A 13,264-nucleotide genomic window follows, 5' to 3' on the forward strand; every position below is an offset into this window, starting at 1 on the left:
AGGATTCTCGGTGACGCAGCAGGAATGGCTCGCCCGTGACTTCTACGCCGCTCTCGGTGTCCCTTCAACGGCGTCGGCCGAGGAAATCAAGAAGGCATACCGCACATTGGCCCGGGAGCTGCATCCGGACGCAAACCCGCACAACACCCAGGTAGTGGAACGGTTCAAGGCCGTCAGTGAGGCGTACGCGGTGCTATCGGACCCCGCCAAACGCAAGGACTACGATCGCACGCGCCGGCTGTTCCGATCCGGGGCGTCCGCGAGGACGGGTTTTCCCCCCGAAGCTGGCACCACCACGACCGCGCGCGCCGGGTCGGGCGGCTTCGAATTCGGTGACCTGTTCGGGAGCCGTTCACCCTTCACCGTGGGCGATCCTCTGGGCGGGCTGGGTGATGTGCTCGGAGACCTGTTCCGGCGCGCCGGAACCAGAGCGGCGTCGGCCCGGCCGAGGCGGGGCAGTGACGTCGAGACCGAGACCCGGATGTCCTTCCGGGAGGCGGTCGCCGGGATGGTGTTGCCGCTGAGGGTGAGTGGGCCGATGGTGTGCACCAGCTGTCACGGCTCGGGCTCACGACCGGGAACCCGGCAACGGACCTGCCCACACTGCCACGGCGTCGGGATCGAGGACCGTGCCCGCACCATCTCCGTCGACGTCCCGCCCGGAGTGGGCGACGGGCAACGCGTCCGGATACCGGCGCAGGGCGAACCAGGTCTCGCCGGGGCACCGTCGGGGGACCTCTATGTCACCGTGCGGGTGGACCCGGACCCGGTGTTCGCCCGCAGCGGCGATGACCTCACCGTCACCGTTCCCGTGTCCTTCGCCGAACTTGCCTTGGGGACCGTGCTGTCCGTGCCCACCCTCGATGGCCAGGTCAGTGTGAAGATCCCGCCAGGCGCCCAGTCCGGGAGAACGATCCGACTGCGCGGACGCGGGGTGGCCCACCGCGGCACCGCGGTCGGCGATCTGCTGGTAACCGTAGAGGTCGCGGTCCCGCCCGAACTTGATCATGAGGCTGCCGAGGCGCTGCGTGTGTACGCCCGGGCAGAGGAATCAAGCGGATTCGACCCCCGCGCCGGATGGGCCGGAAGAAGATGATGCCGAGAAAGACGTCGGCGTGATCGCCTCGGGCGGTCCGGTCGGAGTCGTTCTTCGGGATGGGGACAACGAAGTCCTGGACTCCCTGAGGTCGAGCTTGCCGCTCCGCGGACCCCAGTTGTTGATCACGGTGTTGCGGAATACCTGGGTCTCAAGCATCTTTCGGATCGTGTCGGCGGTCGGGTCGAGCGTGAGCGGTTCGGTTTCCATCGGCACGGTGACGTGTGCGGAGGAAATGTTGCGGGTGGGACAATGAAGTGTCGTCACGTTGACAGCCTTCCTGCACGGAAAACTCGCTCGAGCAGAGAGCATGATCAAAGACTGTTTGCGGGCCACCTCACGAGTGAATGACATTCTGGGTGTCACTGGGTGCCTCGAGTTTTCCGCGTGGATTTCCGGTGGGAAAGGAGGCTCTCGTCGAACAGCTATCCTCCTTGGCGCAGCACAAGCGGTGGGCGAATCATGTAGCGTCTCCCCGCGGCTACTCCCACACCACGTGCACTGCGAGCAGCAGGCACGACGTGCACTCGGCGATCGAGCCTTCGAGGCAGCGTATTCCGATGGATCGGATAACTGTTGTCGGCTGCCTCGAAGTGCGACGGCGGGACCTCCCCGCTCCGTCACCTGTGTCCACGACGCTAGCCGCACCTGGGATGATCACACATTAGGGGAGCGAAGTCGCGGTGCCGATAGCCGTTCCGGCTGTTGATTCGGTCGTCGGAGCGTTCGCCGAAGCCGGCGCCGCACAGGCTGTCGGCCTCGGCGCCCATCAGCGCATCGATAAACGTGGACAGCAGGCTGCGCAGCAGATCGGGGCTGGCGTCGGTGAGGCGGTCGGTCAGGAACTGGTGCAGGTCGATATCGTGGTCACTGGTCATCGCGTGATCCAACACCCAAGTGACTTTGGTCGGTCTCTCGAAGAGTCACGCGATGGGCCGCCTTCTTGGGCTACGACACGCCGGTCCGATGCGGATCCGGTTCGTACACCATCATCGTGGACGCAACCCGCGGGTGGCGCAGGTCGTGCCCCGGATTCCGTTGGCCAGGTGGGTTGTTCGGGCGCCACCGGCTTGATCCTCACCCTGGCCGGCGCGGGTGGGTTTCGAGCAGATGCCCGGAGCGACGCGGCGATGTCATCGTATGAGACGGGTGGGCCGGGCCTATGCGACACGCGAGATTCCGAGGGTGGTACGAGGGATGCACCAGATCGGGGGGCTGACGTCGCCGATCTGGTGCACGTACCTGCACGTGGGAAGGTGAGCTCCCAGCAGTGTGGTCAGATACCGAGTTCCACGGACTCGCCGGGCTTCAGCGCGACGATGATGTCGCCGAGGCCATCGTCCTCAAAGAGATCACGGATCTCTGACGCATTCTGGCTGAAGTGTTGCCAGGAGTCCTCGTGTACGGCGATCACCTTCTTGGCGCCGAGGATTTTGGCGGCCTCGAGCGCCCGCTCGTTGCTCAGCGTGATGTAGCTGCCCTCTGCGATGACGTCGAACTTCGCGCCCCCGACGAACAACACAGCAATGTCGACGGGACCGAACTTCTCGGCGATCTCGGAAATGACCTCCACCTGAGAGTTGTCACCGCTGACGTAGACACTGGGCATGCCGGGACCGGTGAGCATGAACCCGATGACCGGTCCCAAGGCCTGCCAGGTTCCCTCTGGGCCGTGTTTGGCGGGGACTGCGGTGACGGTGAGTTCCCCACCGTGTGGCAGCGGCACCGACTGAGAGGTGTACTCGGTGAGCCCGGTGACGTTGTCGCCGAACTGGTCGGCAACCTCGGTAGTAGTGAAGACGTGCGGAACCGTGTTGAGGAACTCGCGGCCGGCCATGTCCAGGTTGTCGATGTGCTCGTGGGAGGCCAGAGCGATGTCGATCGTGCCCAGTTCTTCTGGTGTGAAGGCGGGCCCGGTGGTTTTGACCACGTCTCCTGCTATCGGATGGTGGTAAACCTGCGGCGGGTCGAACGTGGGGTCGGTGATGATGCGGAGACCGGCGAGGTCGAGAACGGCCGTGGGGCCGCCGACCAGGGTGACTTTTGTTGACATAGTTACAGTTCAGCAGGGTCGCCCAGGCGCCGGAAGTACAGTTTTCGTACCAGTAGCGACTGGACACCTGCGCCGGTGCGGTATTGCCGAAGGACACAGAAGGGCCGTGCACCGTCGGTGACGAATGCACGGCCTCGTGACACGAAGAGCCCCTGTTCAGGCTTGACCCGCCAGAACCTGTTGGGTGACGTCCTCGGCGCCGTGGAGAATGCAGACGATGTCGCCGTTATCGCCGAAGACCGGGGCGTTCAGTGGCTGCCAATACCGCTCCTCGAACGAGCCGTCCTCTTGTTTCATGTCGTATCTCTGCACCGGGAGCACGTCGATCGCGCGGTTCGCGAGGACTCGCGCGATGGATTCACGGAGCACCGTTGTCCCGTCGGCGGTCGGGTCGTCCGGGTTGTCGGGGAAGACGAGCAGGATGTCGCGACCGACGATCTCCTCACGTACGCGACCGGTGGCGGCGAGGAAGCTATCGGTTGCGGCGAGGACGCGACGCTGAGGGTCGATGACGATGAACTGATTGGGAAGGCTCTCGAACAGTCGTCGGTAGTCCGGCTCGCTCCATGCCACGCCGTTGGTCTGTGCGTCTGACATTGCTGTTCCTCCTGGAGTGGGTGAGATCCGCACGCGCGGCGGTGAACGCCTGCGGGTGTGCCTCCAGTAGAGCAATCGGCGCCCTGCACCGACGAGTACAAATGTTGTACCGACGGGTTATGGCCGCGGAGTCGGGCGACGGAACCAACCGGGGTAGGCGGAAGCCAGATCTGTGGGTCCCTCGAACCCGACGTCGCCCGCCGCGATGGCCGCCGCACAGGTGCGTTTGCCCCACCACAATTCACCGAGAATCGTGGGTTCGACGATCACCGTGAGGTCGATTTCCCGCTCGGGGAACCCGACGCACGCGCCCGAGTCGAATTCGCCGACGTAGATCCATCCGGTGGATGGCTCGCTGTTCGGGAACCGGAACCCGATGGTGAGTTCCTTCTTCGGCAGCGTTGTTCGATCGAGGCCCCGATGCATGTGCCACAGCAATGACGCCGCGTTGAGTTCATCGTCGCCCGTCGGCGGTAGTTGCCACTGCGAGGTCCAGGTTCCCAGAGCCTCGAGCACCGGGCGCAATGCGAGACCGGCATCGGTCAACTTGTACTCCGACCGCGCACGGTGTCGGCCGTCAACGACATGGTCCACCACTCCGATGCGTTCGAGGTACCTCAACCGCGACGAGAGCAGAGTGCGGGACAGTCCGGGCATCGCTCGGTGGATGGCGTTGAACCGGCTGGCGCCGACCAGCATCTCGCGCACGATCAGTAGCGACCAACGGTCCCCGATCAGTCGGGTTCCCAACGAGACCGGGCAGTATGCGACGGATGGCATCCACCCGTCGGTGTCCGGGTCCAGGCGTGGCATCGCAGGTTGTGTGTCGCTCACGATCCCTCCAATAGCTGGAAACTGCGGTCGGCTGGCGGGGTGGTAGTTGTGTATTACGATCCTCCGCCTACTCGCCCCTCGAGGATAGGTGCACTGTGCGCACCCGGTGTCAGCGCGCAGTGCAAGGGGCTGGGCGTCGAGTCGTGAACACACGGTTGCGACATTTCAGTTGGTGGCGGCCACCACCTCGTCGATGAAGGGATCGGGTAGTCGCAACCGCAGAGAGTGCTCACCGGCCTCCTTCAGGTGCGCGGCCAGGGACGTGAACGCGGCGATGACGTTCGGGCCGCCGTCGGGGAGGAAGCGGATCAGCTCGTGTTGGGCGCAGCGGATGGCGACCGGAATCAGCACCGTCTCGGCCTCGGGCGCGTGTCCTGCGGCCCACAGGCACGACACTTGAAGCCGGGCGGCGTACAGCCATGCCAGTTCACGTCCGGTTCCTTCGAGGGAGTGGGCCCAGTCGTTCGCCCAGTCGACGGCGGTGCGAATCTGTTCGGGGTTACCTTCTCGCAGGAGGAGTGAGATGGCAGCTTCGTCTTCGAGTTGAGCGACGATCTGTGCGATGCCGTCGGTCGAGTCCGGTTTCCTGTGCGGAACAGGTACGAACCCGGGTCGTAGAGGCAGCGCGAGGCGGATGCGTTCATTGTCGACGGCGGCCCGCAGCCGGGGAAGTGACAACAACTGAGCCGTGCGGGCGCCTTCGTCGAGCTCGTGCAGGGCCCCGGCCCTGTCGTGGTGGACGATGCCGATACGAGCGCGAAGACAGTAGTGCCGGATCATGAAGTCTGCGGTGCCGCCGAGCGCGGTGTCGAAGTTCTCGGCGAGCAGTTCCTCGGCCTCGTCGATCTGATTTCGCAGGTACAGCTGTTCGGCGAGGAGCGCACGCGCCAGCCGCGCATGCTGGGATTGGGTGTTGCCGGCGTCGGAAACGAGTTGAAGTGCTTGCCGATACAGTTCGACCGCGCCGGTGAGATCGAGTTGTTCTGCCTTCGCCAGACCGGCGAAACAGTATCCGTAGGCCACGGTGTAGGGCCCGGTGGTCTTGCTGTGATAGGGCGCCGCCCAGCGCTGACGGCGGTCGGCGTCGTCGAATTGAAACTCGTACGTGTCGGCGAACGTGTCGAGCAGGGCCGCCATCGACACAACGAAGGGGTGATGCGCGCTGGGGTCGGCGAGGCATTCGGCGACAAGGTCCTTCACACCGACCACCCGGTCGGCGGTGACATCGATATTCGCCTGCAGCACATCTGATTCCACGCGCAGTCGGGAACGTTGATCGGCGGGCAGGCCGAGCGTCTCGAGGAGGCCGAGCGCGCGGCGACGTGACTCGACCGCCTGGTCGAGGTGTTGCAGTTCGGTGTTCGCCCAGCTGGTGGCGAGTTGGAGCCGCACGCTCGACAGCACCAGGTCGTGCGGAAGCTTGGAGATCAGGCCGAGCAGAGTCGACATCTGCGACCGGTCGAGGAGATAGAGGTCATCGTCCTCGACCACTGCGACCGCGGATTCGGGGTCTCCGGCGGCGAGCAGGTGGTCGATCGCCTCTCCGAGCAGGCGGTGTTCCCGGAACCATGCCGACGCGGAGCGGTGCAATTGCGTGGTTCTGCCAGGGTGGTCGCGTTCGAGTCGGCGGCGTAGGAACTGTGCGAACAGGTGGTGGTAGCGGTACCACCGGTAGTCGTCAGCGGCCCGCCCGAGGAACAGGTCCCGAGCGGAAACTTCCTCGAGCCGGGCCTGGCCGTCGGCGACTCCGGCGAGAATCGACGCCAACTCCCCGCACACTCGCTCGGGCACCGAGGTGGCGAGCAGGAAGTCGAGGACCTCCGGTTCGAGGGCATTGAGGACGTTTTCGGCGAGGTACTCCTCGATCGAGGGCGTGTCGGCGCGGAATCGTTCGAGTACGTCGGTCGTGCCGCCGGCTTCCCGCAGCGAGAGCGAGGCCAGTTGCAGTGCTGCGATCCATCCGTCGGTCGAATCCCGCAACAGCGAGATGTCGGCGTCCGTCAGTTGCGTTCGCACCCGGGTGGCGAAGAAGCTCCGTGACTCGTCGAGGTCGAAACCGAGTGCTTTGGTGTCGATTTCACGTAGTTCGTCACACACGCGCATGCGGCTGAGTGGAAGCCCGGATCTCGCGCGGCTGGCCACGACGATCCGCAGGTGGTGGCAACTGTTGTCGAGGAGGAACTCCATGGCCGCGATCGAATCCGGCGCGGTCACCCGGTGCCAGTCGTCGATCACGATCACCAACGGTTCACCACTGTCGTGGAGCCGGTTGATCAGGGAGGTCAGGACGAAGCGTTCGGCAGCCGAGCCGTTCTCCTCGAGCGCCTGGCCGAGGCCGTCCACCACCGGTGCCCGCACCCACCGGACCGCCTCGACGAGGTGCGAGAGAAACCACACCGTGTTGTTGTCGTCGGCGTCGACGGTCAGCCACGCTACCGGGACCTGTTCGGCGGTCAATTCCTCACGCCATTGCGCGAGCAGACTGCTCTTTCCGAAGCCGGCGGGCCCGTGGACGAGAGTCAGTCGGCTTTCTCGGCCCTCCCGTAGCGCGTCGAGGAGTCGTTGTCGGCGCACCAGCTGCCGCACGCTCGTCGGTGGGCGGAATTTGGTCACCGGAACCGGTGGAGTCCGCGGCGACACCGCGCCGGGGCGTCGTCGCGCGTGCGAGTCCGGGACTTCCGATTCCTCATGCCGTTGCACGGCCGGAACGAACATGTCATCGGCGATCATCCCGTGCCCGCGCTGGATCGCCCGAAGTTCCTCCCCGAACGCTTCCGCGCTCGCCGGCCGGTTTTCCACCGGACGTGCCATCGCGTGTTCCACCGCACCGCACAAGTCGTCGGGGATACCAGGTGCGTGTAGGTCCGGAAGCGGCTCGCTGGAAATCCGCAGGAACTGAGCGACGAGGTGTTCACCGTTGCGCCGTTCGAACGCGGCATGCCCCGTCAGTGCGCAGAACAACGTCGCTCCCAGGCCGTAGACGTCGGATGCGGCCGTGGACGGATGTCCCTCGAGCACCTCGGGAGCGGTGAATGCAGGCGAACCGGTGATCGCCCCCGACGTGGTCTTGAACCCGCCGACGATCCGGGCGATGCCGAAATCGGTCAACTGTGGCTCGTCGTACTCGGTCAGCAGGATGTTTCCTGGTTTGATATCGCGGTGCAGGGTGCCCCCGCGGTGCGCGGTCTCGAGGGCGCCCGCGATCTTGACTCCGAGATGCAGCACCTGCTCCCACCCGAGTGGTCCGCTTTGACGGATCCGCCAATCGAGCGAGCCGTGCGAGTGATAGGGCATGACCAGAAATGGTCGTTTGCTGCGGGTCACTCCCACCTGGTAGAGGTCGACGATATTCGGGTGCCCGGACATGCGTCCCATTGCACGCTGCTCACGCAGAAACCGTGCGAGGTTCTCCGGGTCGAGATCAGCGGTCAGGACTTTGACGGCGACCGTGCGGTCGAGGTCGTCCTGCCGACAGCGGAAGACCGCCCCGAAGCCTCCGCGGCCGATCTCCACGGCGTCGTCGAAGCCGGCAGCGGACAGCTCCACCGTGATGTCCGGTTCCCGCTGCGTTGCCCACGGATCGTCCGCCACCGGCCTGCACCACCTCTGACATCTTCTCTCAGGATAATCGGCGGCAACGGCCCGGACGCCGAGATCGTGGCCAACGAGGCCGTCCGGATGCAGACCGTCGTAAGGTCACAGGGCACGGCCGCTGCGTTTGACGGCATGAACGATCATGTTGGTCTCGAGTGCTGACGCATCCGCCACCCAGGGTTCGGTGGTGATGTAGTCGTAGAGCACGACCTCGTCCGGTGCGGCGATGTTCGCGACCACTTGGTATTCACCGGCAGTGCCGACGGCGTATCGCACGTACGGTGTCTCCAGCATGCCGCGCACGAGCGGCTCGATCCGGTTGCGTTGTGTCTTGATGAGCACCATCGCCTCCGACTGCAACCCGAACATGGTTGGATCGACGACGACGCGCAAACTGACCGACCCGTTTGTGAGCAGGGACTGTACCCGTCGTCGGGCGGTCGCCTCGGACACCCCCGCAGTCCGGGCGAGCGAGGTAGTGCTCACCCGCCCGTTGGCCGTCAGTTCCCGGATGATCGTCTTGTCGGCGGTATCGCGTTGCGCCCCAAGTGGGTCCACTCGAAAGCCGGGCATGGCCGCCCCATGGTCATCGCTGCCTTCTCCACCGGGGTAAGAACACCAGGTTCCCAGTCACGGACCGTGCGGAAGTAGCGCAGCACGGGATCGGTCCAGCATCGGACCACCCCGGTGGTTGCGGGTAACTCGTCCATGATCAGTTTTTGGATCCGGTTCCGGGGTGTCATGATTTCCGCGATGCAGTCGGCCGTCCCGGTGAGGACGTAGGCGAAGATGCAGTCGCTGCGTTGGGCGAGCGCGTGTGCAGCGACCCGCACGGTGCCGGGGGAGCACTGCAGGCGCACGATGGCGGTGTTACTGCTGTTCGCAACGGCGGTGACGGCGATCCGTCCGGACTCGATCAATGCGATGCCGTGTCGGGTGACATTGCGTTCGGGCTCGTCCAGTGCCTGTGCGATCCGGCTCCACGAGGCCCGCCCGTCTACCTGGAGGGCTGCGACGATTCGTTGATCGAGCGAGAACCTGCGCTTGGTCACTGTCCACGTCTTTTTCGAGGTGATCCATCGGGGCGGGTGTCGTCCGAGCTGGCCTTGCTTGCCCCGAGAATCGAGGGTCGGCGAACTGTACCCATTGCGCTCCCGCGACTTCGGCCGTGTTCGGTGCCCGATGGCTGGGGTGGGCGCCGAACACGACCGGAACCGCGACGCACTCGTTCAGGCGCCGGTTCCTGGCTTCACGATCAGTTCCTCAGAGGGCGTGGGCTGAGGCGGATCGGTGATCGCCTCCTCGTCGTCGCGCAGCATGCCGATTCGCTGGTACCGGGCAGGGCCGGCCTTGCGCAGCCATAACGCGTAGGCGAACCCTGCCGCGAGGATGAGCACGAGATAGAGCGGGATCAGCGAGACCACCATGCTGCTGGTCCCGGCCAGGAAGGAAAGGTTTTTGCACAACAGGATTACGACGACACCCTGCGCGATCGCGCCGATCACCGGCGCGACGATGGTGCGCATCCGATCACCGAATCCGTTGCGGCCGACTCGGTTAAAGTATCCGACCACACCGATCGAGACCATCAACTGGACGACGACGACACCGAGGGTGCAGAAGATCGGCAGCCAGGTACCCAGCTCGAGGAGGGGGTTCGCGCCGCCGACCGCGAAGATGACGACCACCACGGCGGCGATGAGTCCTTGTACACCGATCGCGACGTACGGCGACCGCTGCACCGGATGTGTCTTGCCGAGGGCGGCGGGCAGGATGCGGTCTCGTCCCAGCGAGTACAGGTATCGGGCCGCATTGTTGTGGAAGGCGAACGAGCACGCGAAGAAGCTGCTCACAACCAGGAAGTTCATGAGTATGAGAACGAAATGACCGGTGTAGGTCTCGGCCAGCGCGAAGAAATAGTTCGATGTTTCGGACGTGGCTGCTTCCTGAGCATTCGAACCGAACCCGATCAGACCGGCGTACGCGGTGATCGCATAGAACACACCGAGGGAAATAACCGCGATGTAGGTTGCGCGCGGCACCGTCTTGCGGGGGTCGGCGGTTTCTTCGCCATAGATTGCGCTCGTCTCGAAACCGATCCAGGACCAGAATGCGAGGAAGAAACCGATGCCGATGGCCGGGGCGCTGCCCAGGACGGTCGGGTTGAACAGCTCGGGCATCTGACCTTCCGCACCCCCTTGTCCGATGGTGGCCAGGCTGACCACCAGGATCACGAGCACCTCGACTGCGAGGAGGACGCCGAGCACGCGTGCTGTGAGGGTGACGCGGAAGTAGGAGATCACGACCTCCAGGGCCAATCCGATCAGGGCGCACCAATACCAGGCGATGTGGATGTGGAGGTAGTGGTCGAGCAGCTCGGAGGCGTAGTACCCGAATCCGCCGAGGATGGCGGGCGCGATCATGCTGTACGAGGCGAGGATGGAAAAGCCCGCAGCCAGTCCGGCGGGTTTGCCCAATCCCTGTGTGGTGTAGGTGTAGAAAGCTCCGGCCGAGGTGATGCGCTTGGCCATCTCCGCGTAGCCGACGGTGAAGATCACCAAGATCAGGGTGGTGGCGAGATAGATCAAGGCGGTGGCATTTCCGCCACCGGAAGAGATCGAGATGGGAATGTATGCCGATGCGACGACCAAGGGTGCAGCGGCCGCGGTGACCATGAGGACGATATGAAAGAACCGGATGGAACCACGAAGCAATTCATTGCCGTGGTTCAGGACTGAGTTGTCCTTACTGTTTTCTGATGTCATGTTCGAACTCCAAACAGCGTGTGAGTGTCGCCTGCTTTGCATGAACCACGAGATGGTCGGCGGGAGTGAGTGTTTCGCGCGACCGGAAAAATGGGTTGATTAGCTCCCTGCGCCCAACTTCACCGAAGTCGGAGTGTGCTGCGTAAATCGGGGAATCAGAGTCGGTGGCCGCTACGGGATGGCGGGGTCCCGGGGCGTGTGGCGCGTGTGGGGCGGTCGGTCCGGATAACGCTCGAGGGCACCGATGACGTGATGTGCACGAGGTCTCGCACCGGATGGCGCTGTGTTCTTCCAACGTCCTCTCTCGGCGGAAGCCGAATCTCACGTCGTCATATGGTTATCTGCCTTTCCGTGAAAAAGTGGGGTTGACCAGCGGCATTCTGATTTTCAGAGTCTATGCCCGGAGTGTGACGCGCGTCTGTGGTCGTCATGCACACCGTCGATTAGGTAAGTGTGCCGAATGCACGTTCCTCGACGTGCGTGGAAGGCGTACGCGAGGGTCGACACGACCAGCGGCAGAGCATTCTGGGTGGGAAGCGGCGAGGGCCACGCCGGTCGATTCGGCGTGGCCCCCAACTGAGAACGTGGCCCCTCGGAGTCGATGGTCGCGGACCGGGCGGGCCACGTGACAGGAGCGAGCGGTCCTGCTGCTGGGGCGACATCGCGATGTCGCCGCGGCCGCGAAGGTGGCGTCACCGATCATGTGCCGATCTCGACGTGCGCCGAACTATACACCCGCGCAAAGGTGTTCGGCCTGTCGACGACAATCCTAGAGAGGGAGGGCCGGGTCATCGACGCCGATCGTTCGCCGCCCCTGGAAGAATCGAACCATGTCGGTGGGACCGTGACCGCCGATTCCGGCGCTGTTCCAGAAGGACTGCTCCGAGCCATCGGCGAGATCGGCGAGCTTGCAACCGTTGACCCGGATCTCACCCGCGGAGAGCTGGGACGCGGTGTCGAGCGCGGCCTCGAGGTCGCGGCCGAACACGAACCCGGCCAGCCCGGTTTCCGGACCGTTCGCAGCTCGGATGGCGTCCTCGACGGACTCGACCGCATGCACGGTGACCGCCGGTCCGAAGAGTTCGTGTTCGGACTGCTCGGCCGGCAACCCGACGACCACCGTCGGCGAGAAGAACCATCCCTCCAGCTCTGGAAGCGGAGCGCTGGTCAGCACCTTGCCACCGCGGGACACCAGATCATCGATCTGACCCTGCAAACGCGCACGGTGCGCCTGATGGGAAAGCGGGCCGACGTCGGTGCCGGCGTCGAAACTGTGTCCCACGCGCAGAGCGCTGAGCGCGCCGAGCAGTGCGTCGACGAATTCGTCGTGCAACTCGTCCGGGACCAGGATCTTGCCCGGAGCCTCACACCACTGACCGTTGAGTTTGGTCATCCCCTCGGCGACCGCGGCCGCCGCCGCAGCGATATCGGCGTCAGGGCGTACGACGGCGGGGTTGTGGCCACCGAGTTCGAGCTGGAGTGCGGTGAAGTAAGGTGCCGCCGCCTGAGCGACCGCCCGGCCGCCGGCGCCGCCGCCGGTGAACGAGATTGCCCGGATCCGCGGATCCGACACCAATTGGGCGCCGACGGCGCTGCCGCCGTGGACCAGCTGGAACACCGCTGCGGGCAGCTCGAGGTCCGCGATGGCCTGTGCCAGGATCTCGGCGACGATCTGACACCCGGCCGGCGCCCATTCCGATGGCTTGAGAATGACCGGGCACCCCGCGGCCAGTGCACTGGCCACCTTGGCGACCGCGACGAAGGTGGGAGCGTTCCACGGCGCGAGGACAACGGCCGGACCCAACGGACGCCGGAGGAGCCGCACTTCACGGCCGTCAGCGGCGAGGGTGCTCGACTCTCCGATCTCGAGCAGTTGGTCCCTGGCTGCGTGGACCCGGGGAGCGAGGTACGAGGCCATCTGACTACTCACCCGCAGGGGATTACCCGTCGACAGGCAGTCCTGCCGGGCCACCTCGTCGGCTCGGTCGGCCAGCCCGTCAGCGAGCGCGTCGAGGAGGCGGATACGCAGGTCGGTCGGCGAGCGTGCCCAGGTGCCGTCGGCATGTACCGCGGCGGCCGCCGCCAGCGCCCGCTCGACGTCCCGACCGGCGGTGGCGACCTGCCTCTGCCGCACCACACCGGTGTTCGGATCGTCGAGTGTTCCGGTCAGCACCTCGGTGGGTTCGGTGAAAGTGCCGTCGATCAAGTCGGTTTGGGCGATGGGCGCATGGAGACGTGAGTCCTGTTCGGTGGCGGTCACGGGGAGGTGCCTTCCTGCTGAGGGGTGGTACCCGAGGCGCCGCATCGGCCCCCGGGGCGGACGGT

At 65.0% G+C, this 13,264-nt stretch carries 8 protein-coding genes and 2 pseudogenes; 1 reads left to right on the top strand and 9 read right to left on the bottom strand.

What is annotated here, in order from left to right; translation table 11 throughout:
* The first annotated feature begins 10 nt into the window (after positions 1–10).
* Positions 11–1,096: a DnaJ C-terminal domain-containing protein gene (locus ACFU5V_RS06135; protein ID WP_378697645.1), complete on the top strand. Its 1,086-nt coding sequence runs from the start codon at positions 11–13 to the stop codon at positions 1,094–1,096.
* Here the strand turns inward: ACFU5V_RS06135 and ACFU5V_RS06140 are convergent.
* From ACFU5V_RS06140 to ACFU5V_RS06180, 9 genes and pseudogenes are all read right to left on the bottom strand, one after another.
* Complete coding sequence (locus ACFU5V_RS06140) at positions 1,052–1,363, bottom strand: hypothetical protein (protein WP_378697648.1); 312 nt, start codon at positions 1,361–1,363, stop codon at positions 1,052–1,054. The genes ACFU5V_RS06135 and ACFU5V_RS06140 overlap by 45 nt on opposite strands.
* A gap of 407 nt (positions 1,364–1,770) precedes the next feature.
* Positions 1,771–1,974: pseudogene (locus ACFU5V_RS06145) on the bottom strand (transposase); the annotation flags it as partial.
* A 398-nt stretch (positions 1,975–2,372) separates the two neighbouring features.
* Positions 2,373–3,149, bottom strand: coding sequence for an MBL fold metallo-hydrolase (locus ACFU5V_RS06150; protein WP_378697651.1), 777 nt, complete (start codon positions 3,147–3,149; stop codon positions 2,373–2,375).
* 156 nt (positions 3,150–3,305) lie between these two features.
* On the bottom strand, positions 3,306–3,746 hold the full coding sequence (locus ACFU5V_RS06155; protein ID WP_378697653.1) for a PAS domain S-box protein: 441 nt from the start codon (positions 3,744–3,746) through the stop codon (positions 3,306–3,308).
* A gap of 117 nt (positions 3,747–3,863) precedes the next feature.
* Positions 3,864–4,580 (bottom strand): winged helix-turn-helix transcriptional regulator, encoded by a 717-nt coding sequence (locus ACFU5V_RS06160; protein WP_378697656.1) that lies wholly within the window; start codon positions 4,578–4,580, stop codon positions 3,864–3,866.
* 165 nt (positions 4,581–4,745) lie between these two features.
* Positions 4,746–8,171: a protein kinase gene (locus tag ACFU5V_RS06165; RefSeq protein WP_378697658.1), complete on the bottom strand. Its 3,426-nt coding sequence runs from the start codon at positions 8,169–8,171 to the stop codon at positions 4,746–4,748.
* Between the two features lie 105 nt (positions 8,172–8,276).
* Positions 8,277–9,226, bottom strand: a pseudogene (locus tag ACFU5V_RS06170) (Lrp/AsnC family transcriptional regulator).
* Positions 9,227–9,403: 177 nt separating this feature from the next.
* Positions 9,404–10,939, bottom strand: coding sequence for an APC family permease (locus ACFU5V_RS06175; protein WP_378697660.1), 1,536 nt, complete (start codon positions 10,937–10,939; stop codon positions 9,404–9,406).
* A 769-nt stretch (positions 10,940–11,708) separates the two neighbouring features.
* Positions 11,709–13,199, bottom strand: a complete 1,491-nt coding sequence (locus ACFU5V_RS06180; RefSeq protein WP_378697662.1) for an aldehyde dehydrogenase family protein — start codon at positions 13,197–13,199, stop codon at positions 11,709–11,711.
* Positions 13,200–13,264: the final 65 nt, after the last annotated feature.

This window comes from Rhodococcus sp. NPDC057529, assembly GCF_042802055.1.
GTDB lineage: Bacteria > Actinomycetota > Actinomycetes > Mycobacteriales > Mycobacteriaceae > Rhodococcus_F.